21 protein-coding genes and 1 tRNA gene are annotated in these 21,063 nt (G+C 38.5%); 12 read left to right on the top strand and 10 right to left on the bottom strand.

Annotation, left to right across the window (positions count from 1 at the left end; genetic code table 11):
* Window positions 1-109 precede the first annotated feature (109 nt).
* Complete coding sequence (locus RMB06_RS05340; protein WP_068563302.1) at window positions 110-937, top strand: peptidoglycan DD-metalloendopeptidase family protein; 828 nt, start codon at window positions 110-112, stop codon at window positions 935-937.
* Window positions 938-1,039: 102 nt separating this feature from the next.
* Window positions 1,040-1,969: a LysR family transcriptional regulator gene (locus RMB06_RS05345; protein ID WP_086265397.1), complete on the top strand. Its 930-nt coding sequence runs from the start codon at window positions 1,040-1,042 to the stop codon at window positions 1,967-1,969.
* 52 nt (window positions 1,970-2,021) lie between these two features.
* On the opposite strand, the gene RMB06_RS05350 is transcribed toward RMB06_RS05345, so the two are convergent.
* On the bottom strand, window positions 2,022-4,640 hold the full coding sequence (locus RMB06_RS05350) for an ATP-binding protein (RefSeq protein ID WP_311078671.1): 2,619 nt from the start codon (window positions 4,638-4,640) through the stop codon (window positions 2,022-2,024).
* A gap of 165 nt (window positions 4,641-4,805) precedes the next feature.
* Between RMB06_RS05350 and RMB06_RS05355 the strand changes: the two genes are divergently transcribed.
* From RMB06_RS05355 to rpmE, 4 genes are all read left to right on the top strand, one after another.
* Window positions 4,806-6,989 (top strand): AmpG family muropeptide MFS transporter, encoded by a 2,184-nt coding sequence (locus RMB06_RS05355; protein WP_081405135.1) that lies wholly within the window; start codon window positions 4,806-4,808, stop codon window positions 6,987-6,989.
* Window positions 6,990-6,991: 2 nt separating this feature from the next.
* On the top strand, window positions 6,992-7,393 hold the full coding sequence (gene gloA / locus RMB06_RS05360; RefSeq protein WP_032035854.1) for a lactoylglutathione lyase: 402 nt from the start codon (window positions 6,992-6,994) through the stop codon (window positions 7,391-7,393).
* Between the two features lie 133 nt (window positions 7,394-7,526).
* A complete protein-coding gene (locus RMB06_RS05365; protein ID WP_081309613.1) occupies window positions 7,527-8,498 on the top strand; it encodes a bile acid:sodium symporter family protein in 972 nt (323 codons plus the stop codon).
* A gap of 196 nt (window positions 8,499-8,694) precedes the next feature.
* Window positions 8,695-8,919 carry a 50S ribosomal protein L31 gene (gene rpmE, locus RMB06_RS05370; protein ID WP_001200845.1) on the top strand — a complete coding sequence of 75 codons (225 nt, stop codon included), beginning with the start codon at window positions 8,695-8,697 and terminating at the stop codon, window positions 8,917-8,919.
* Window positions 8,920-8,981: 62 nt separating this feature from the next.
* Here the strand turns inward: rpmE and RMB06_RS05375 are convergent, their stop codons facing one another.
* The 3 genes from RMB06_RS05375 to epmB are packed head-to-tail and all read right to left on the bottom strand — an operon-like array spanning window position 8,982 to window position 13,867.
* A complete protein-coding gene (locus RMB06_RS05375; protein ID WP_311078673.1) occupies window positions 8,982-11,093 on the bottom strand; it encodes an EAL domain-containing protein in 2,112 nt (703 codons plus the stop codon).
* Window positions 11,090-12,835, bottom strand: a complete 1,746-nt coding sequence (locus RMB06_RS05380; RefSeq protein WP_046812555.1) for a hypothetical protein — start codon at window positions 12,833-12,835, stop codon at window positions 11,090-11,092. The genes RMB06_RS05375 and RMB06_RS05380 overlap by 4 nt, the downstream gene beginning before the upstream one ends.
* 15 nt (window positions 12,836-12,850) lie before the next feature.
* Complete coding sequence (gene epmB, locus RMB06_RS05385) at window positions 12,851-13,867, bottom strand: EF-P beta-lysylation protein EpmB (protein WP_311078675.1); 1,017 nt, start codon at window positions 13,865-13,867, stop codon at window positions 12,851-12,853.
* 73 nt (window positions 13,868-13,940) lie between these two features.
* Here epmB and efp point away from each other — a divergent pair, with 73 nt between their 5' ends.
* The 5 genes from efp to RMB06_RS05410 all read left to right on the top strand — a co-directional run bounded on the left by efp (window position 13,941) and on the right by RMB06_RS05410 (window position 18,485).
* A complete protein-coding gene (gene efp, locus RMB06_RS05390) occupies window positions 13,941-14,510 on the top strand; it encodes an elongation factor P (protein ID WP_002118666.1) in 570 nt (189 codons plus the stop codon).
* A 166-nt stretch (window positions 14,511-14,676) separates the two neighbouring features.
* Window positions 14,677-16,773, top strand: a complete 2,097-nt coding sequence (locus RMB06_RS05395) for a carbon starvation CstA family protein (protein WP_017399304.1) — start codon at window positions 14,677-14,679, stop codon at window positions 16,771-16,773.
* Complete coding sequence (locus RMB06_RS05400; RefSeq protein ID WP_000980869.1) at window positions 16,773-17,078, top strand: YbdD/YjiX family protein; 306 nt, start codon at window positions 16,773-16,775, stop codon at window positions 17,076-17,078. The genes RMB06_RS05395 and RMB06_RS05400 overlap by 1 nt, the downstream gene beginning before the upstream one ends.
* Window positions 17,079-17,244: 166 nt before the next feature.
* Window positions 17,245-17,321: transfer RNA gene (locus tag RMB06_RS05405), tRNA-Val, on the top strand.
* 144 nt (window positions 17,322-17,465) lie between these two features.
* Window positions 17,466-18,485, top strand: coding sequence for a site-specific integrase (locus RMB06_RS05410; RefSeq protein WP_311078677.1), 1,020 nt, complete (start codon window positions 17,466-17,468; stop codon window positions 18,483-18,485).
* Between the two features lie 29 nt (window positions 18,486-18,514).
* Here the strand turns inward: RMB06_RS05410 and RMB06_RS05415 are convergent, their stop codons facing one another.
* The 6 genes from RMB06_RS05415 to RMB06_RS05440 all read right to left on the bottom strand — a co-directional run bounded on the left by RMB06_RS05415 (window position 18,515) and on the right by RMB06_RS05440 (window position 20,733).
* Window positions 18,515-18,796 (bottom strand): DNA-binding protein, encoded by a 282-nt coding sequence (locus RMB06_RS05415; RefSeq protein ID WP_311078679.1) that lies wholly within the window; start codon window positions 18,794-18,796, stop codon window positions 18,515-18,517.
* Window positions 18,789-19,070: a winged helix-turn-helix domain-containing protein gene (locus RMB06_RS05420; RefSeq protein WP_311078681.1), complete on the bottom strand. Its 282-nt coding sequence runs from the start codon at window positions 19,068-19,070 to the stop codon at window positions 18,789-18,791. Before RMB06_RS05420 ends, RMB06_RS05415 begins: the two co-directional genes overlap by 8 nt.
* The gene (locus RMB06_RS05425) at window positions 19,067-19,327 is read right to left on the bottom strand and encodes a hypothetical protein (RefSeq protein ID WP_311078682.1); all 261 of its coding nucleotides are present in this window, start codon (window positions 19,325-19,327) and stop codon (window positions 19,067-19,069) included. Before RMB06_RS05425 ends, RMB06_RS05420 begins: the two co-directional genes overlap by 4 nt.
* Before the next feature lie 82 nt (window positions 19,328-19,409).
* On the bottom strand, window positions 19,410-19,610 hold the full coding sequence (locus RMB06_RS05430) for a hypothetical protein (RefSeq protein WP_311078684.1): 201 nt from the start codon (window positions 19,608-19,610) through the stop codon (window positions 19,410-19,412).
* A gap of 2 nt (window positions 19,611-19,612) precedes the next feature.
* Window positions 19,613-19,918, bottom strand: a complete 306-nt coding sequence (locus tag RMB06_RS05435) for a hypothetical protein (protein WP_311078685.1) — start codon at window positions 19,916-19,918, stop codon at window positions 19,613-19,615.
* Between the two features lie 173 nt (window positions 19,919-20,091).
* Window positions 20,092-20,733, bottom strand: coding sequence for an XRE family transcriptional regulator (locus tag RMB06_RS05440; RefSeq protein WP_311078687.1), 642 nt, complete (start codon window positions 20,731-20,733; stop codon window positions 20,092-20,094).
* 98 nt (window positions 20,734-20,831) lie between these two features.
* On the opposite strand from RMB06_RS05440, the gene RMB06_RS05445 reads away from it, so the two are divergent.
* A complete protein-coding gene (locus RMB06_RS05445) occupies window positions 20,832-21,038 on the top strand; it encodes a ribonuclease D (RefSeq protein ID WP_044101170.1) in 207 nt (68 codons plus the stop codon).
* Window positions 21,039-21,063: the final 25 nt, after the last annotated feature.

Below are 21,063 nucleotides of genomic sequence, written 5' to 3' on the forward strand. Positions count from 1 at the left end.
TGCCTCGAATGTTATAACTTTGTGAATAAAGAAAAAGAGGAACGTGTTTCCTCTTACTTTTTTGGTACTCTTAGCCGAAATGATTTGTAGCATTTAGTGAGGGAGATCAATGCATTTAATTGGGCAACAAAGCAGAGTGCATATCCAAAAAGACAAAATAATGAAAATTATGTTGTTGTCTGTGGCTGTAGGTTTTACCGTTGCTATGGCAGGGTGTGCTTCTAAACCACAAATTAATAATAGTTCTCGCTATGCAATGGCTCCTAACTATTACACAGTTCGTTCAGGTGATACTTTAAGTGGTATCGCAATGCGTTATGGCCTCGACTATATTAGTATTGCCGAAATGAATGATATTGCTCCGCCATATCGTATTTATGTTAATCAGTCTTTGCGTTTGAAGAAAGGTTCTTCACCAAGAACTGTATCTACGCAAGTCATGACTCAACCTGAGCAAATCAAACGTCAAACCATTGCTCTACCAACCACACAACCTGTTACCCCAGTAACTCAGCCTACAACGACCGCACCGTCAACGAATACGACAGTGACTTCAGTTGCACCGAATTCTAGCCTACGTTGGATAAAACCGAACAATGGGCCAGTGATTCAAGGGTTTAATTTGGCAAATAATGTCAAAGGAATCCGTTATGGTGGAAATCAGGGTGACCCTATTTATGCTGCAGCAGATGGTCAAGTTGTTTACGCGGCAGATGGCTTAAAAGAATACGGCAATTTGGTTTTAATTAAGCATATTGACGGTTATATCAGTGCCTATGCCCACAATAGCAAGATGTTGGTGAAAAGCGGTGACAATGTAACTGCTGGACAAAAAATTGCCGAAATGGGCTCTACAGGAGCATCTCAGGTTATGCTTGAGTTCCAGATCCGTTTGGATGGCAAACCAATTAATCCTGTAAATCTTTTACCAAAATAGCTAATGCATAAAACTTAGGTTTCCTCGTATAATATAATTGGTTGCTTTCATTACAACAATAAGCATTTTTTTATAAATTTAGAATTAGATTTGAGGAAACCTATGTTAGATCAGCTTCGTGCGATGGGTGTTTTTGCTTGTGTGGTTGAAAAAAGTTCATTCAGTGGTGCGGCACGTGAATTAGGAATTACAACAAGTGCAGTGAGCCAGCAGATTCGCTCCCTCGAGCATGAAATGGATGTAATTCTATTACATCGCTCCACTCGTAAACTTAGTTTGACAGAAGCCGGACAGGCTTTTTTTTCAAGCTGTCAAGAGATGTTGGCGGCGGCTGAAAGGGGAAAAATCAGAATTAATGAGTTGAGGGATGACTTAATTGGGGATTTGCGTATAGCAACAACTCCTGATTTAGCAGTTCAGCACATTATTCCTGCATTATCTCACTGGATGTCAGCTCATCGCGGTTTATCTGTGCATTTTGAGGTTGGACATCGTTATATCGATTTGATTGAAGAGCGAATAGATATTGCAGTACGTATGAGCTCTACTCCAGTAGAAGAGAGTAGCTCTGTCATTCCAATGGCTTTTGTAGATCAAATTTTAGTAGCTTCTCCAAGTTATCTAAATCAGTCTAGTCCAATTGTGCATCCTAATGATTTAAGAGATCATGAGTTATTGTCGATCAATGTCATGAATGACGCACATCATTTCCATTTTCACCATGTAAAAACAGGTGAAACACTTAATGTTGAAATGCAGAGCCGTTTGCAGAGCAATAATTTACAAGTTGCAAAGGCGTTATGTCAGCAAGGGCATGGTATTGCACGAATTCTATATTTAGATGCTCAAAAAGAGTTAAAAAATGGTTCTTTGATTGAACTCATGCCAGATTGGAAATTACCAACATTTACTTTGTATGCAGAAGTTGCCAAACATGATCAACAACCAATGAAAATTCAGCGCTGTGTTGAAGCACTTAAACAATATTTTAGTCAGTTAGCAGGAGGACGAGCGATCCAAATCGTTCGCTAATTTTGCCACTCTAAAAGTAAAAAGGGCCTGTATTTGACAGGCCCTTTTTTTATTATTTCTGTTTTAAGGTTGCAACTTCTTCTACACTTTCTTGCGGCAGATCTTCCGCCGTAAGCTCTTCATGCTTCTTAATTTTTTTCTTATTTTTCTTTTTCTTCTTTGGCTCCTCTTCAATTTCTGCGCCATCTTCAATGGCTTGCCAATATTCGAGTTGCTCCATTACAGCAGCATAAATAGAGTGTTTACTGTACTTACCTTTTTTGTCGAGTGTACCGACAGGGCGGGCCATTAAAATCTCAAGCGCTTGATCAATGGTATCAATCGCATGGATATGGAATTGACCACTTTGTACTGCATCAATTACATCTTGGCGTAACATCAAATGCTGCATGTTTTGACGAGGAATAATGACACCTTGTTTGCCAGTTAAACCTTGTAATTTACAAGCATCATAGAAGCCTTCAATTTTTGCATTTACACCACCAATTGGTTGAACTTGGCCTAACTGGTTCATAGAACCTGTAATTGCCCATGATTGATCAATTGGTATTTGGCTAATTGCAGAAATTAATGCAGAAAGCTCGGCAACTGTTGCACTGTCGCCATCTACTTGCCCATAACTTTGTTCAAATGCAAGCGCAGCAGAGAAATGTAAAATCTGTTCACGACCAAAGTGAGCTTTTAAGAAGCTCGACATAAGTAATACGCCTTTGGCATGTAGTGAACCACCAAGCTCTACACTACGTTCAATATCAAGAATATCGCCGCCACCTTGATAGACTGATGCAGTCAAACGTGAAGGTAAACCAAACTCAACATCTGCATAGTGAATAACAGAGAGGGCATTAATTTGACCTAAACGATGACCGGAAGTTTCGATTAACTGAGTTCCACGCGATAAATCTTGCCAGTAAAGCTCTCTTAAATAGCCTAAGCGATACTGTCTGTGTTGTAGTGCCAAGTTAATGTGCTGGTCAGTTACAAGCTTTTCATTAGCTTTAAAAGCATGGTGATGTGCTTCGCGAATGAGGTCGCCCAACGTTGAAGCATGTAACGACAGTGAGCTTTGGTCTTCTGCCTGACGACTAGAGTCGGTAAGTAAAGCTGCTAAAGCACTACGATCAAACGGAAGTAATTTATCCGCTTGTACATAATCAGCAATTAGCTGCATGTAGGCTTGTTCATTCTCGTCATTACGTTGTAATGTATCGGTAAAATCTGCACGAATTTTAAAGACACTACCAAGCTCTGGTTCTACTTCTAAAATTTCATAATAAATCTCAGGCTCTGCCATAAGAACCACTTTAATATCAAGTGGAACAGCAGCAGGTTCAATCGAGATAGAGCCTGTTAACGTCAGCATATGTTCAAGAGAAGAAAGCTTGAGTTGGCCTGATTTTAAGGCGCGCTTTAAACCTTGCCATGCATAGGGCTGTTCGAGTAATTGCTCGGCCTCAAGCATTAAAAAGCCACCATTCGCTTGATGTAGGGCACCTGGACGAATGAGAGTGAAATCTGTGGTAATTGTGCCGTTGTGAGTAAGTTGTTCAACATGACCAAGCAAGTTGTAGTGCGTTGGGAAATCTTCAAAAATAACCGGTGCACCACTGTTTGGTTTGTTTGAGACAATTACATTAGCCTGATAACGTGCAGGCACACGATTGAACATTGCCGGAGCAAAGTCATCTTCTTCTTGCTCTAAAATGAGTTCAACATTATCAATTACATCTTGAGCATATTGTTTTAAATAATCTTCAAGGCCTTTGACTTGACCATATTTATTTAAAATCAAATCCATGCGTGGCTTAACCACTTGAGTCGCGATGTCTCGATTCAACACAGAAACTTTGTCACGTGCGTCATCTTCTAAATCACCTAAATGCAAACCAAGACGCTCGAGCTTTTTATCCATGTAGCGAACATTCGCTGCAATTTCAGCACGTTGCTTAGTATTTAAAGCTTCAATTTCTGTTTGAGTCAGTTCTTGCACCTGATCATCTTTTACTTGTACAGGTACAAAGCCATGCTTTTCATTGCGGGAGATGAGTTTTAAGTCGAGCTCTTCGCCTTCTTTGGTTAACTCGACAAGCGCTTGTTGCTGCTCATCTCCAGTTTCCTCACGGATACGCTCAATACGGTTATGATAGGTCTCGGCACTAAAACGGCGTTCAAGCTGTTTTAAAATAATTTGCCAAGTTTGATGAAGGGCATGTTGAAACTTGATTCCTTGTCCAGCAGGGAAGCGTAGAGCAAGTGGTTGGCGTGCTTGTTTAAAATTATAGACATATACCCAGTCATCTGGAGTAGGCATTGTTTTCGCATGTTGTTGGAGTAAACGCTTAATCATGGTGCGTTTACCCAAACCTGCTGTTCCTACTGCAAAAATGTTATAGCCAGAGTAGGGTAAAGAAATCCCTGCTTCTACCGATGCTTTGGCACGGTCTTGCCCTAAAAAGTTATTAAGCGGTTTTATACGTTTTGTAGAAGCTGGAATTTTTTCAAAATCTGGAATATGTGTAAGTTGTTCGGGTTTTAAGGCTGTTTTATCCAAAGTCATTTTTATATCAGGTTGCTCAAAAGCTGAAGGAAATGCATTTATTGTGACGTTTGTGGTGTTTGTTTTAGCGAGTGATAAAGTTGAGATGGTCACTTGATCAAGTTTTTGTGTCACTGTTGATATCCAGCAAAAGAAAACGAAGGTTGAAGCTTAAAGGTATACAGGTTTAGCATAAAATATCAAGCAAACTTGCCGTTTTTATCGCCAAAACAAAATTGATTGCATAAAGAATCTTGAAAGGAATTGTAAGAAGGGTTTGAATAGGCACATTTATAATTTATGGAAAATAAAAAACGAATGACCACACAAGCTTCGGGTTGGGTCTCGGCTTTTAAAGCATTTTTAGATCGCCGTGCATTAATTATGCTGTTTCTAGGTTTTTCTGCCGGAATTCCGATTTTATTAATTTTCTCTAGTCTCTCTTTATGGCTTGGAGAGGCGGGCATTGATAAAAGTGCAGTCACTTTTTTTAGTTGGGCTGCCCTAGGTTACTCTTTTAAGTTCGTTTGGGCTCCTCTTATCGATGAGTTACCTGTGCCTGTCTTAACTAAAACCTTAGGCCGAAGACGAGCTTGGTTGTTAATTGCACAGTGTTTGATCGTTCTTGCTATTTGTATTATGGCTTTCTCTGATCCTGCTTTAGGTCAAAGTTATCTTATTCAAATGGCGGTAGGTGCTGTATTACTCGGCTTCTCGGCAGCCACCCAAGATATTGTGATTGATGCTTACCGTATTGAATTAGCAGAAACAGAAATGCAAACGGTTTTGGCCTCTACCTATAATGCGGGTTACCGAATTGGCATGATTGTGGCTGGAGCGGGTGCATTATTTCTAGCTGCCCACTTGGGAACTGCTAAAGGTAATTACATTTACGAAGCTTGGAAAACGACTTATTTAACCATGGCAGGCGTTATGTTAGTGGGTATTGTCACGACCCTACTTGTGCGTGAGCCTGTTGTAAATCGAGTTTATAAAAATTATAAGAGTAGTGATTACTACCGTTTGGTTCTCGTATTTTTTATTGCAGTTATTTCATTCGTAGTCACTTATATTTATTCTGGGCAAGTTACCGAGGCCATTTCACAAGCTGGTAATATTAAAGACAGTGCTGCGTTATTTGGTTTGGAAGCTTTAAGATTTTTAACTGCAACTGCTGCTGCGATTTTTGTAGGTTATCTACTCGTTAAAATTGGTGTGGTTAACCAGCAAATGGCGAAAGAGACATGGATTGCACCAATTCTAGATTTCTTTAAACGCTATGGTGCCAAACTCGCATTAGTGTTGTTGCTACTTATTGGTTTCTTCCGTATTTCAGACATTATTGCTGGTGTTATTTCTAATGTGTTCTACCAAGATCTTAACTTCAGTAAAGAGCAAATTGCAGAAGCAGTTAAAATCTATGGGGTACTATTTAGTTTAGTCGGCGGTTTCTTAGGTGGTCTTTTAGCACAGCGCATCAACATTATGAAACTGATGTTTGTCGGTGCTGTTTTGGCTAGCTCTACCAATTTAATTTTTATTGGACTAGTAAAATCTGGTCAGCCATTAGATATGGTAGACGTAAAAGTTGGTGAACATAGCTATCAAGTCAAGCCAGATGAAGTCGGGTTATGGAAGTTAGAAGTACCAAGTTCTGCTTTTAGTGGAACAAAACAAATTGAAGTAAAAGCTGCTTATGCTTCAAATGATGTAGCGCCTGTTACACGTACTCAGCCATTACTGACAACTGAGTCAGCTAAATCGCCTCTACAAATTTTACCCGTTATGGGCAATGATCAGGTCTCACTTAAAGATGGTGAGGGAAGTGTTGTGGTTCGAGGGCAATACTTTGGACAAGCATTAACTCCTACCCAAAAAATTATTATTAGCCTTGATGGGCAAAATTTTGATGCAAAAATGACTGATCAAAAAGGTGTTTTTAGTACAGCCATTGATGCAAAAAAACTAGTGGCATCGACAAGTAAAGAGCTTAACGTAGCTGTAATGGATGGCGAACAAAAAATACTTTCTGCATCTCATTCATATGCTGTTAGCTCAAATCAAGAAGCGGCAAGTGAACTTGATGTGAATATTGAACCGGTAGCTTATATTGATCCGCTTTCTGGTCAATCTGTTGAAGTCAGCGGTAAGGTCATTAAACCATATAGTTCTTTATGGCTTTATTTTGCCATTATTGTCGATAATTTAGCTTCTGGTTTGGCTGGTGCGGCATTTATTGCATTCCTTTCAAGTTTAACGAGTGTCTCATTTACAGCTGTTCAATATGCAATCTTTAGTTCACTCATGACACTTACTCCAAAACTTTTGGGTGGATATTCAGGTACCATAGTCAGTAATATTGGTTACCCAAAGTTCTTTTTGATGACAACTCTTATTGGTATTCCAATCTTGATCTTAGTGGTTTGGGTTGGAAAATTGCTAAGAGATCATCAAACACATGAATCAGAAAAGGCAGGTGAATAAACATGCGAATGCTTCATACAATGTTGCGAGTAGGCAATTTAGAACAATCTTTAAAGTTCTATACCGAAGTATTAGGGATGAAGTTACTTCGTAAGCGTGATTATGAAGAAGGGCGCTTTACACTAGCATTTGTTGGTTACGGTGATGAAGAAACCAATACCGTGCTTGAGCTTACCCATAACTGGGATACATCAAGTTATGATTTAGGCAATGCCTATGGTCACATTGCGATTGGTGTTGACGATGCCTACAAAGCGTGTGCAGAAATTAAAGCACGTGGTGGGAAAGTTGTTCGCGAAGCGGGTCCAATGAAAGGTGGTGTTACCGTGATCGCATTTGTTGAAGATCCAGACGGCTATAAAGTCGAATTGATTCAACAAGATGCTAATGCGACAAATAATTAAAAATTGACTGTGATGCTTTAAGAATTAGTTCTTAAAAGTCTAGCTTTATTTTTTTAGCCCAGTATGATGAAGGCTTGACCAAATGGTCAATTTATCAACTGGGTTTTTTATTTATCTAAAATAATCATAGGATATGGCTATGCTGAAGTTATTGGCGCTTGATCGATTTACAATTTTATTGGTTGGAATGGTACTACTCGCAACATTCTTTCCAGTCAGTGGTCAAGCAGCGCAATATTTCAATACACTGACCACAGTCGCAATTGCAATCTTATTCTTTTTGCATGGTGCGAAACTATCACGTGAGGCTGTAATTGAAGGTATTTTGCATTGGAAAATGCATTTACTGGTCTTCGCATTTACTTTCTTTATTTTCCCTGTGATTGGTCTGTTGGCTAAGCCAATTTTATTACCTCTGTTAGGTCAACAGCTCTACTGGGGTTTTTTATTTATGTGCTTTTTACCCTCTACAGTTCAATCCTCTATTGCATTTACGTCGGTTGCAAAAGGGAACGTGGCGGGAGCGGTGTGCAGTGCATCTTTTTCAAACTTGATTGGTATGTTTATTACGCCAGTATTGGTGAGCTTCTTTATTTTAGGCCAAAGCCAACATGGATTTGACCCGACGACTTCAATTATACAAATTACATTATTACTGTTAGTGCCATTTATTTTAGGTCAATTATTACGTCCTTATATTTTCCCTTATATGGCAAAAGTTCCGAGTATTGTTAAAGCATTCGATCAAGGCTCGATTTTGATGGTGGTGTATGGCGCATTTAGTGGAGCAGTAGTTGCAGGACTTTGGCATCAAGTAAGTTGGAAAACTTTACTCATTCTAACAATTGCGTGTTCAGTGCTCTTAACAGTCATTATGCTATTAGCACTTTACCTACCACGTGCTTTAGGTTTTAACCGAGCAGATCAAGTTACGGTTTTCTTTTGTAGCTCTAAAAAGACCTTGGCAAGTGGTGTTCCGATGGCGCAAATCTTATTTATTGGCCAACCATTAGGCATGATCGTTTTGCCTATTATGATCTTTCACCAAATCCAATTAATGGTGTGTGGCGTGATTGCAAATTACTGGGCTAAATCGAAAGATTAATTCGCAAAAGAAAATTATTTGACGTATAATGCTGCCCACTTGTTGTGCTTAGCTCTAACCCTAGAGGTTTCGGTGGGCCAAAAGAATGGTCTGTTGTGGTGTTGATCTGCTCATTTTGAGCCTGTCCTCAACTTAGTTGAGAGTGATCAATTGCGATGACAGCTTAAGCCTTTCTTCCAATTAGGAGTAATCGACGATGCGCGCCGATATTCACCCAAAATATGAAAAATTAGTTGCAACTTGTTCTTGCGGTAACGTAATCGAAACTCGTTCTGCTTTAGGTAAAGAAACTATCTACCTTGACGTATGTTCAGCTTGCCACCCATTCTACACTGGTAAGCAAAAGAATGTAGACACTGGTGGTCGTATCGACAAATTCAAACAACGTTTTGCTGGTATGTCTCGCTCTATCAAGCGTTAATACTGCAACACGAAACAAAAAACGGGCTTTATGCCCGTTTTTTGTTTTTCAGTACAAGACCATTATTGGTCTTGTACGTCTGTTAATCGATCAAGTTTTTTCTGAAAATATTGACCTTGCAAGAAACGAGCTTCTACATTCCAAGCATTTGCAAATGAGTTCATGTCATTAAGTTCACTCAGTAAAATCCCGACTGGTTTTACAGTCAAATAGTTCAAAACCTTTTCTTGTAAGCGAGCTAGACCATCATCTGAGTTTAACAGCTCTGTTTTCTTCGATTGCAGTTTTAAATATTGAATATCAAGTTGTTGCAATATTGATTCGCTATACATAGAAGAGCTGAAATCCCGAATCGAAATTTCTGCGCCGTATTGACGCAGGCGAGTTATGTGTTGCTGAGCAATTGCAAGATGAGGTTGAATCGCTTGTTCTGAAAATTGTAAAACCAATGGGCTTTCAAGCTTGCTACCAATAATGGTGAGTAGTTTTGAAATCAGCTCAGGGAAGGATTTATCTTTGAGCAAGATATCAATATTCAGGTTAATAATCAGTTTAGCTTTCGGGTACTGAGTAATAAAGTTATGTAGTTGCTTACATGCCTCAACCAAAATCCAGCGATCTAATTGAATAGAAAGTTCACTGTCTTCTCTTAATTCAGCCAAGTCATTTATGTCATACCATTGTTCATCGCTAATAAAACCGCTCGTCACCTCATAGTTATGGGTTTCTTGATCATGTTTATCGTAGATCTGCTGATATTTTAAATGAATTTCACTTCGAGCTAGTTGTTGCTTTAATTGCTGTAATAACGAAGATTGCAAAGGAGTATCGACTTGCTCAAGGCTAAGATCAAGCGATATAGAAGTTTTGACAGGCTCAGGAGCGATAGTCTCGATGGTTGGAGCTAACTCAATTTCTGCCTGCGCCTTAGGTAACTCTTGCTGACTTGTTTGAGCAAGTAAGCTTGTAAAGCTATCTTCATTTAAAGGTTCAGTAATTGGGGCATAGCTCAGCTTAAATTGGATCGAGTAATTAAGCTCATTAATCTTTAATAAATGCTCTTTTTGCAAACTTTGCAGACTAGTCAGTTGGGAGTTAAGGACTGTGCTGTTTTCAGCTTGTAAAACGCCAACATATGCACCAAGTTCGATATTAAAAATCGGCATTTGCGAGTGTTCTTTTAAGAAACTTTGCAGCTGATTAAAATATTGTGCAGGAGTTTGCCAATCTTGTTGAAATACTCGCTCTGGGCACTGATTTAATTTAAATAAAATTAACGCATTGACTTGAGCAGGGTAGGTCGATAGTTGTCGATTAATTTGTTGCCAAGGCGTTTGTACACCATAACTCTTTTCTGAAAAAAGTGTGTTTGCAGGTGTTTTTAAATCTAGTTGATAGTCAATAGTTAGCTGTACGGCATCTTCTTCCTGACTAGGAATAAACTCTAGTTTTAGAGCGTTGTTACCTGCGATTGCTGCATGTTGACTCTGAATTTCAAAACGTGCCTGATCAAATTGGCCTAATGAAATTTTCTTAAATCTTTGTTTAAAAACATTTAAATCATCAGGTTGTAAAACATCTAAAATCGGTAGACCAAGAATCTCGTCTTCTTGCTTAAATCCAAAAAGATTGAGGTATTCTGTATTTGCCTTAACATGCATCCCTTCTTGAAAAAGGGCAACAGCTTTATGGCTATTGTTGACCAATGTTTGTGTATGGGAGTGAATTGTTTCTAACTCATTTGTCAGGCGTTGTTCAGTCTGCAATAAGTGGCTATACGACAAGGTCCGAATAAGAGTGATATAAAAATAATCTAATGGTTCTAATGGAACTACATCATAGATACCTTTTTGAATATAAGTCTGATATTGCTGAGGCTGATAATCTTCAGGTTGTAATAATAAAACAGGTAAATTTGGCTGCTCAGATGCTTGAATGAGGGAGAGAGTTTGTTCAATTTTTAGGTCATAAGCACGACCAAAAATAATAGCATCCCACGGCGTATTTAACTGTTTTTCAAAACTTTTTAAATCATCAAGTAATAATGCCTGAACTTGATAATCATTCCCCAATAATAAATTTAAAATCTGGTTATAACGTAGCTGGTTGTCATCAATAATGAGTAAACGTGTTTCAGTACGTTTTAACTTTTTAGATAATAAAGAGTTTCTCACTTTAGTGCTTCCCATAAATCTTGAGTGCTAGAGTTATTACCCTTTTTCATCATGAACTGATCAAGCAGACCTTGTTGCTGCTCATTTAAAAGTTCGAAATGAAATTGAATAAAACTTTGCGTAATGAGTTGTGCTTTGAGTAGATACACTTTGATTTCTTCTGTCCCCAATCGTAAATGAATTGTTTGTTGCTCTCTAAAAATTTGAGAGCCCGGTAAAATAAGCGTATTTTGTATTTCTTCTAGATTTTGTGTTTGTAGTAATAGTGCGGGATGATAATTGCGAGTATGGCGCTCAGCTTGAATATGCACTGAACAAGGGAACATGGCTTGTGACAAAATCTCTAAACCTAACTCTAGGGATTTTTCGGTCGATTGTTTAATCCAGCGAATTACACCGCCACGCCATTGTCCATGCAAAGTTTCTTTAACTAAAATGTATTCACCAGTTCTTAAGTTTTTCGGTGCTTCGCCAGACCATTTAATACGATATCCATTGACACTAATATCAAGAACAGTGGTTTGATAAATGGTTTTACTTTCACGACTCAAGCGTTGATAAGAGCTGGTTTGTTGTTCTTTTTTCTCTAAGTTGGATAAAACTTTAGCTTCGCTTTGTAAATTATAGTTATGGTTAAGCTGTAGCGTTTCTTCGAAGTTTTTTGCTTTCGAGAGATAGAAATGGGCAGTGCTTAAACCAAAACAAATTTGGAGCTCTGCATTGTACTCATAACGTTCATGACGACGTTGAGCCGTGGTTCCTAAAATCGTTTGAACATGAAACTTTAAAGCTGGGCTTAAATAGAACTTTTCATTCTTAGAAATATATTGAGCATTTTTATGCATGGTTGCAGTGACATGCTCAAGTAAAGCTTGCGTACCGATGAAGATGCTTGGGTTAAAGTTAGAGCTACGCTTTGTATTATAAACAGGTGGATGATCTTTATTTGGATCGACCACATATTTCGTTAATGCGGTATCTTTCGGCAAAATATGAATCATTCTTGCCCAGTCAAAACTACATTGAAATAATGCCTGAATTTCTGACTGACGAATCTGGTTCGTATTTAAAATATCCAGCAAAATCAACTGAGCATAAGCTTGTGTAATATTCGCTAAAGGGTGTTGTATGCCCTGAATATGATTGATATTGATGAGATGGTATTTGTATTGAACTGCGGTTTCATACAGCTGATGCGCTATTAACCATTGACCTTTAAGAGGCTCGCTATAAAGCATATGCTGCTGATAGAGGAGATTGGTTAATTGTTGCAGGGCATGAAAAGTCGATAAGATCCGTGCCGTTTGCAAATTCTTTTTTTGCTTATAGGCAAAGAGTGAAAACTTTTGATGCTGTAGTTGCTCATGACTATTTTGCGCAATATTTAAATAAATACTGGCGAAATAGCAGCGGAGCAACATCGCTAATTCAATAATGTGCTCATTACGATCTGTACTAATCACGCCTTGGTTAAAGAAGTTTTTCTCTAGGCTGGCGAGTACATTGTTAATGGTCGGATGAAGCGTTTGTATGAGGTCGAATCGTAAGGTTTCACTACATTTTAATTCATTGAGCTCTAAAATAGCTGTGAATAATGCTTTTGACGTATCACCGAGTTGCATAATAGAAAGGGTAGTGACCCATTCATTAAGATCTTTAATATTGGCTTCACAAAAGCTTAACCGTTCACGAGAGAGTTCGGTTTGATTGTGAAAAATGTCCGACAGCGCATTATTCATCATCACTTATTATATAACTCAAAAAGTTGTAGCCCCAAAAAGCGGTGTTTTATTCTTTTCGCCCGCAATTTCCCTGACGAGTTTAGGAACCAAATACCCCGGTAGGTTCGCTAACACGTCACGATAGATATCATCTATCTCGGATGATTCTAAATCAAAATGTTGTGCACCTTTTACTTTATCTAAAACATGTAAGTAATAAGGCATAACGCGAGCTTCAAATAAACGATAACTTAAATCAATTAACGTCTGTGCAGAGTCATTGACACCATTAAGCAATACTGCCTGATTTAGTACAGTAATGTGATGGTCAGATAACTGCAACAATTTTGAACAAGTAAAGTCATCGAGTTCAGAAGCATGGTTTGAGTGTACCACCAGAACTATACGCAGCCTACTGTTTTTTAATAAAGAAATTAGCTCTTCGTCGATCCGGTTAGGAATAACAATTGGGACTCGTGAGTGAATTCTCAGAATCTGGATTTGTTTGAGAGATGATAGGCGTTCTAACCAAAGTGCTAATTTACGGTTAGAAAGCGTAAGCGGGTCACCACCACTCAAAATAACCTCGTTAATGTTTGGGTTTGCTTCGATATAATTTTTAATATTTAGCCAATCTTCATTCTTTGGCAAATTTTCTTGATAGGGGAAATGACGACGGAAGCAATAACGGCAATGAACGGCGCAAGCACCCGTCAAGGTTAATAAAAAACGTGATTTATATTTATGTAATACACCCGGTAATTGATTTGCTGCTTCTTCGCCTAATGGGTCAGTGACAAACTCAGGATGTTCTTCGAGTTCTAAATGATGAGGTAATACTTGTAGCAAAAGCGGGTCAAGCGGGTTTTTAGCGTTCATTTTTCCGACGAACGCACGAGGAACACGCAATTTAAACTTTTCAGAAGCCAGAATCGCACCCGATAATAGCTGTTCTGAGGATAACTCGAGTAGGCTTAGCAACTCTGAAGGATCAGTAATAAGGTCACTCAGTTGTGATTGCCAGTTTTGCTCTTGGTATAAATAGTTTATCATTTGACACGATTAAGATAATGCAACAACGCATTATATCGCATAGTTGACTTGTTAAGTTTGGAGTGTGCCTTTCATGGCCTATTATTCTACAAATGATTTCAAAGCAGGCCTTAAGGTTATGCTTGATGGTAACCCATGTTCAATCATGGAAAACGAATATGTAAAACCAGGTAAAGGTCAAGCGTTCAACCGTGTAAAATTACGTAACCTTAAAACCGGTAAAGTATTAGAAAAAACTTTCAAATCAGGTGACTCTTTAGAAGCAGCTGACATCGTTGAAGTTGAAATGGAATACCTATACAACGATGGTGAAATGTGGAACTTCATGGATCCTGTATCTTTTGAGCAAATCGCGGCAGACAAAATCGCAATGGGCGATGCTGCTAAATGGTTAAAAGATGATTCAAATGAAAAATGTACAATTATGTTGTTCAACGGCGTACCTTTAACAGTAAGCCCACCGAACTTCGTTGTATTGAAAATTGTTGAAACTGATCCGGGCGTACGTGGTGATACATCTGGCGGTGGCGGTAAACCAGCTAAGCTTGAAACAGGTGCGGTTGTTCGTGTTCCGTTATTTGTTCAGCAAGAAGAAAGCGTTCGTGTAGATACTCGTACTGGCGATTATTTAGAGCGTGCATAATAGTTAAAAAATAAACTATTATCGAAGGGATGATGTAAATCATCCCTTTTTTTATGCGAAAGTATAAGAGGAAAAAAGAAAAAGGAGGAGTACAGTCACAAGGATTTGGTAGAGAACAGTACATAACAATATAAAAATGCTGTAGTTATTTATTGAGAGGTTAAGAATGGACACAATGCAAGCGAAATCTACGCTTCCCTCCAAGCTGGTCTGGAGCCTAGTGGCAATAATCGGTGCAATTTCTTTTGGGATGCTAGCACTCAGTCGCGGTGAACATGTCAATGCGGTTTGGCTTGTACTTGCTGCAGCATGTGTATATAGCATCGCATATCGATTTTATAGTCTATTTATTGCAACTAAAGTATTTGAATTAAACCCGAGACGTTTAACCCCAGCACATCGCTTGGCCGATGGTCTGGATTATGTTCCCACCAATAAATATGTGCTTTTCGGTCACCACTTTGCTGCAATTGCAGGAGCGGGGCCATTAGTCGGACCAATTTTGGCCGCGCAAATGGGCTTTTTACCAGGAACGATCTGGTTATTGGTCGGTGTGGTTTTGGCAGGTGCGGTACAAGACTTTTTAGTTTTATTTATTTCAACACGTCGAGACGGTCGCTCACTTGGTGAAATGGCAAAACAAGAACTCGGTTCTTTTGCCGGTATTGTGGTCATGCTTGGTGCGCTTGGGGTAATGATTATTATCCTTGCGGTACTGGCATTAGTTGTGGTGAAAGCACTTGCCCATAGTCCATGGGGTGTTTTCAGTATTGCAGCTACGATTCCAATTGCATTGTTTATGGGCGTTTACATGCGTTTTATTCGCCCGGGACGTATTGCCGAAGTTTCTATTATCGGCTTCGTTTTAATGATGCTTGCCATCGTTTATGGTGGACAGGTTGCAGCAGATCCATACTGGGGTGAATTTTTCACTTTAACAGGAACACAGCTCACATGGTGCTTAATCATCTATGGATTTATCGCATCAGTTTTACCAGTCTGGTTGTTGTTAGCACCACGTGATTATCTATCAACATTCCTTAAAATTGGTGTCATTCTTGGCTTGGCCGTTGGTATTGTGATTGCATTACCTGAATTGAAAATGCCGGCAGTGACTCATTTTATTGATGGTACTGGTCCTGTATTCTCAGGTAGTTTATTTCCATTCCTATTTATTACTATTGCCTGTGGTGCTATTTCTGGTTTCCATGCGCTTGTATCAAGTGGTACAACACCAAAACTTGTTGATAACGAAGCTGACATTCGTGTGATTGGCTACGGCGGCATGCTCATGGAATCTTTCGTCGGTATTATGGCGATGATCTGTGCAACTGTCTTAGACCCAGGTGTGTACTTTGCAATTAATGCGCCTGCGGCTGTACTCGGTACAACTGTAGAATCTGCGGCAGAAGCCGTGCGTAATTTAGGCTTTGTCGTTACGCCTGAAATGCTAACCGTATTGGCTCAAGAAGTAGGTGAAAGCTCGATTCTTTCACGTACAGGTGGTGCGCCTACCTTTGCGATTGGTATGGCACATATCATTTCTGAAATTTTTAACAGCCGTTCAATGATGGCATTCTGGTACCACTTTGCGATTTTATTCGAAGCATTATTCATTTTAACTGCTGTCGATGCGGGTACTCGTGCTTGTCGTTTCATGGTGCAAGACACTGTGGGTATTGTTATTCCTGCGGTTAAATCTTCAAGCTCATTCTTTGGTAACTTGCTAGGTACTGCTGTTGCGGTAGGTGGATGGGGCTTCTTCGTCTATCAAGGTGTGATTGATCCATTAGGTGGTGTCAATTCACTCTGGCCTTTATTTGGTGTGGGTAACCAGATGTTGGCTTCAATGGCACTCATTTTGGGTACAGTTATTCTGTTTAAAATGAAAAAAGAAAAATATGTATGGGTAACGATTTTCCCAACAATTTTCTTGTTCATTACCTGTATGACTGCGGGCTGGCAAAAGATTTTCCACGAAAATCCAAAGATCGGTTTCTTGGCGCAAGCGAATAGATTTTCAGATGCGATTGCGCGTGGTGAAATTCTTAAACCAGCAAAAACACTTGAAGAAATGCAAACGATTGTGATGTCAAATCAAATCAATGCTGCACTTTGTGGCTTCTTTATGATCGTTGCGATTGTGATGGTAATTGCTGCAATTGGTATTGTGCGCCGTGCGTTAGCAAGCCCGACACCAACTGCTCATGAAGCACCAGCTGTATATGCTGATCCGAAAGTGGTCACCCCACGAGGAGAGTAATGATGAATTTTAAATTTGCAAAAAATGGAACTGTCATTATTGCGAAAATCATCAAAATGACAGTGCTCTCGCAAAAAGAGCTATTACTTTCTCCAAAGAATTGGTCACGTATTGCAACCTTGTGGCAGCGTTTGCAGCAAAGCTTTCGACTGATGGTTGGGGTTCCAGACTATCAAACTTATCTGGAGCACATGAAAGCTCATCATCCTGATTTAACCCCAATGGATGCGACGACTTTCTACCGTCATTGTGTTGATTCGAGATATCCATCGGCAGGTGGTAACTTAAAGAAATGCCCTTGTTAAGTTGAGATTAATAGTCAACTAAAGAAACGGTATGTGGTTAAACCATGTACCGTTTTTCTTTTTTGGAAAATGAAAAAGAGTTTGCTTAAAGTCTGCTCATTTGTATTTTTTCGATGGTAAATCACTTGTTTTGCTTTTGAAAAATGAATATTATGCTTTCCATTCTAGGTGTATAGCTCAGTTGGTTAGAGCGCTACGTTGACATCGTAGAGGTCTCCAGTTCGAGTCTGGATATACCTACCAAGATATTTCAAGGACTTATAAGCAATTCAGTAGCTTATAAGTCTTTTTTTATGCTTGTTTGTCGCACTTACCACTTGGCAGTATTGGAAATTTTGGTAAAAAATGGCAATATTTCCACGCCATTTGCGACAAATCTGCGACAACATGAAGCTACCAACACCGCGAAAAAGAGGTGAGACATATACAATTACCGTTTCTCACCAAGGAAAGCGTTATTATTGTACACGTGATACTGCAAAAGAATGTGAACAATGGGCGGCTTTAAAGCTGCTTGAATTAAAAGCTCAAAGAAAAATTGAGACTGGTGAAGAAAAACCAAAATTTCTTTTTCGTGATTTGAATAATAAATACTATCAGGAAGTCGGAATATTAAATCCTTCTAAATCATCAAGAGATTGGCTTAAAGGACAGTATAAAAATTTTGAAATGAAATTTGGAGCGCTGGCTCAAAAATCTATATATGAAATTACTCCAAAAGATTTAACTAATTGGCGTAATAGACGAATGACGGAAGTTGGTGCAAATACCGTCTTAAAAGAAATATCTCATTACAGTGCTATGTTTACTTATGCACATAAAGAGCTATTTTTAATTAACGAAAATCCGTGGATGCAAATCACAAAGCCAAAAAAACCAAAGGCACGTGATAGACGTATTCATCCATCCGAAATAGATTTAGTTTTAAAAGTATTAGAATATGAAAGGGGTACTACACCAGTTTTGTCTGAACATTATGTGGCTTGGGGGTTCTTATTTGCGATTGAGACAGCAATGCGGAAAAGTGAACTTCTATCAATGCAAAAGAATGAAATTTATGACGGTCATGTCCATATTCCAGCTTCAAAAAATGGTGAAGCTAGAAATGTACCATTATCAGAAGAGGCTAAAGCCTTACTTGATTTAATAAAACATGATGGACGAAAAGTTATCCCTCAGTCTCTTAATGCATTCCGACTTATGTGGGAAAGACGTAAAATACTTATAGGGCTTAATGATCTTCACTTTCACGACACTCGACATGAAGCAATCACTCGAATGGTGAGAATTAGAAAAATGCCAGTTGAAGTTTTAGCAAAAATTACAGGCCATAAGAAAATTGATGTATTGGTTAATACTTACTATAACCCTGATGCAAATGACTTGATTGAAGCATTTAACGGATAAAACTAAGCCCGCATATAGCGGGCATATAATTAATTTTTTCTTTTAGGTCCACGTCGGACCTTTTGATTTTTTAATATAGCATCGGCTGCATCTGGATCGTACATATGCTTGCCGTTGGTTCCTATATTAATCGAAATGCATTTAGTGCGTATGGTTTCATCAGAAAGGCCATATTTAGCAACCAACTCGGTCACTGAAACAAGTTTTCGTTTTTCAAGCTTTAGGGCGGTAACTGTACCGCCTAAAAGCATTTGACCGAGAACGATTTGAGGGGCTGAATCTGCTTCAATCGTTACGATAAATTCAGGCATCATTTCCTCCGCTTTTTAATAAACTTTGGAATAGTTCCCTTACTTTATCAGTTATAAAATAACGATATTCTGAACGTGGATTACCTACATATCGTAAATATCCTTCATCAACAAGCTCAGATAAATAACGTTGTGCAGAACGACTAGATAAGTTTGGTAATGCAATTTTATGTATTTCAGATCTTGTTGCGACACGTAAAGTGTTTACAGCTTTTATCACAGCCATAAATCGTTTAAAAATTTCGATATGTGCAGGGTTCATTAAATTACTCATGTTCCCTCCTTATCTTTTTGCCAGACGGCAGGGGGAATAATTGCATCTTCAAAACATGGCTTATTGTGAAGACTTAGGGAAAGCAACAAATCCTCTTGCTGTTCTGGATCGGCCACAATAATTTGTGTAGCAGAATGCCCGGTATAATGAATCGAAAAACGTTGTGAACCATCTTCAAGATCAGTCACAATTACATTTGTGACCAAATCAAGGTTAATAAAATGCTGATAGTTAAGATTATCTTTTACGTATAACATTAGATTTTCTCCAAGCAACTAACCAAGAGATAGCCAGAACCAAGTAGGCCAAGTATTATAAAACCAAGTAACTTTTCCATTTTCATTCCTTCCATGTAACGCAATTAGCTGTGTCACATTGACCAGAAATATGTCCGTTATGAGAGCTAATTGAATAAAACACTTCGCCTTCTTCACAGATCGGGCAATCTAATGTGCCGTTAATGGTTTCAGCAGGGCGTTCTACTCCATGCTTATCGGTAATTACCTGGCGTACTTTTAAAACCGCATCGAACCAATGCATGATCAAGCCTCCAAAACCGAACCATGAAAAGCAGAACTTAGTTCGTCAGTCCATTTAACCTTTTCAACAAGGTTAATAAATTCAAGGTTATAAGCTGAATCAATGAAGGCATTAGCCTGGGCAATCGCAATAACGAGTTCATTGCAATTTGAGGCTTTAGAAATGTTGGAAATAGCGCATTCGATCTGATCAATCGATCTTTCACGATAGAAATCAAAATCACGCTTTGGTTGGCCAAAATCAGAGGCGAATAGACGAGCATCAACAATGATGTCGAATTGAGTTTTTGAAGGGTTTGGTTTTTTCATTACGAACACCTAAGTAAAGTTAGTTTGTATAAATAAACTAACTTTACTTAGTTAAATGGTCAAGAAAAAAATTAATTTAAATTAGTTTGTAATTCTAATTATATTGTTATTTAAGTATTTTTATTTTAAGTAATAAAAAAAGCCCAACTAAGTGGGCCTTAATTTTATTGATTTTATAGAAATTTTTTACTCGGGGTAAATTTGCCAGTGTATTTACCACGGTAAAGGGCATTTTCTTTTAGTGGAATGATATTAGGGTGAAAGTTTTTGTTTAGAGCTTGTAAATATAGTTTTTTCCCATCTCTAACCAGGGCTTTAAAAGTTGCTTCATCATCCTGAAAAACAACAATCATTTCACCTGTTTGTACACAATCTAAAGGTACATCTGGATCTATACAAATAAAGTCACCATTATTGAACTCAGGAGAATTACTTACACCTTGGGCAATAAGGTAAAAGCTATTCTTTCCAGTATCAGGAGGAGCTGGAAGCCATTGTTCAATTTCATGAGGTGAGATTGAGCGAACGTTAGTCATTAATCCGCATTGTATGTATGTCAAAACAGGTAACATCCTTGTAATGGGTCTATAGTCCTTTACTGTATCAGAAGTATCTGATTTACCATACATAATATAGTCAATAGTCGTATCTAATGCAGTAGCAATAATATTTAAGCTTTCAAGTTTTGGGATATTTACATCTTTTTCCCAAAGTGTAACAGCTGCATCAGATACACCTGCAATTTTAGCAAGTTCTTTTTGCGTCAGTTTTTTATCTTTACGCAATTTCTTAATTCTAATGCCGATGGTGCTCAAGGTTTAAGCCTCTTAAGAAAACTAACTTATCTTAGCTATTGACCGACAAACTAAACTCGTATTAAATAAAACTAATTAAAGTTAGTTTTGGATGAGTCATGACTAGAGATGAAGCTATAAAGTTACTAGATTGCCAATTATGTGAAATGGCAGATAAGTTGCAGATCACCACTGCTGCTGTTGCAAAGTGGAATAAAAACAAAATCCCAGCTTTCCGTGAATATCAAATTAGAGAGCTGGCAGCAGGCCGAATTCCCATTGGGTTAACTACTGAAGCGCCAAATTTATCCCATGCAAATAACTAAAAAAATGAATGAAATAGGAGATTTT

It is taken from the genome of Acinetobacter sp. V104_13 (genome assembly GCF_031798995.1).
Lineage (GTDB): Bacteria > Pseudomonadota > Gammaproteobacteria > Pseudomonadales > Moraxellaceae > Acinetobacter > Acinetobacter pittii.

Bases quoted from the DNA above. Each gene is read 5' to 3' on its own strand.
- gloA (WP_032035854.1), top strand. From the start codon at position 6,992: ATGCGAATGCTTCATACAATGTTGCGAGTAGGCAATTTAGAACAATCT.
- RMB06_RS05425 (WP_311078682.1), bottom strand. From the start codon at position 19,327: ATGTTATACGTAAAAGATAATCTTAACTATCAGCATTTTATTAACCTT.
- RMB06_RS05380 (WP_046812555.1), bottom strand. From the start codon at position 12,835: ATGATGAATAATGCGCTGTCGGACATTTTTCACAATCAAACCGAACTC.
- RMB06_RS05445 (WP_044101170.1), top strand. From the start codon at position 20,832: ATGACTAGAGATGAAGCTATAAAGTTACTAGATTGCCAATTATGTGAA.
- RMB06_RS05420 (WP_311078681.1), bottom strand. From the start codon at position 19,070: ATGAGTAATTTAATGAACCCTGCACATATCGAAATTTTTAAACGATTT.
- RMB06_RS05355 (WP_081405135.1), top strand. From the start codon at position 4,806: ATGGAAAATAAAAAACGAATGACCACACAAGCTTCGGGTTGGGTCTCG.
- RMB06_RS05340 (WP_068563302.1), top strand. From the start codon at position 110: ATGCATTTAATTGGGCAACAAAGCAGAGTGCATATCCAAAAAGACAAA.
- efp (WP_002118666.1), top strand. From the start codon at position 13,941: ATGGCCTATTATTCTACAAATGATTTCAAAGCAGGCCTTAAGGTTATG.
- RMB06_RS05365 (WP_081309613.1), top strand. From the start codon at position 7,527: ATGGCTATGCTGAAGTTATTGGCGCTTGATCGATTTACAATTTTATTG.
- RMB06_RS05395 (WP_017399304.1), top strand. From the start codon at position 14,677: ATGGACACAATGCAAGCGAAATCTACGCTTCCCTCCAAGCTGGTCTGG.
- RMB06_RS05435 (WP_311078685.1), bottom strand. From the start codon at position 19,918: ATGAAAAAACCAAACCCTTCAAAAACTCAATTCGACATCATTGTTGAT.
- RMB06_RS05410 (WP_311078677.1), top strand. From the start codon at position 17,466: ATGAAGCTACCAACACCGCGAAAAAGAGGTGAGACATATACAATTACC.
- RMB06_RS05430 (WP_311078684.1), bottom strand. From the start codon at position 19,610: ATGCATTGGTTCGATGCGGTTTTAAAAGTACGCCAGGTAATTACCGAT.
- RMB06_RS05345 (WP_086265397.1), top strand. From the start codon at position 1,040: ATGTTAGATCAGCTTCGTGCGATGGGTGTTTTTGCTTGTGTGGTTGAA.
- epmB (WP_311078675.1), bottom strand. From the start codon at position 13,867: ATGATAAACTATTTATACCAAGAGCAAAACTGGCAATCACAACTGAGT.
- RMB06_RS05415 (WP_311078679.1), bottom strand. From the start codon at position 18,796: ATGCCTGAATTTATCGTAACGATTGAAGCAGATTCAGCCCCTCAAATC.
- RMB06_RS05400 (WP_000980869.1), top strand. From the start codon at position 16,773: ATGATGAATTTTAAATTTGCAAAAAATGGAACTGTCATTATTGCGAAA.
- rpmE (WP_001200845.1), top strand. From the start codon at position 8,695: ATGCGCGCCGATATTCACCCAAAATATGAAAAATTAGTTGCAACTTGT.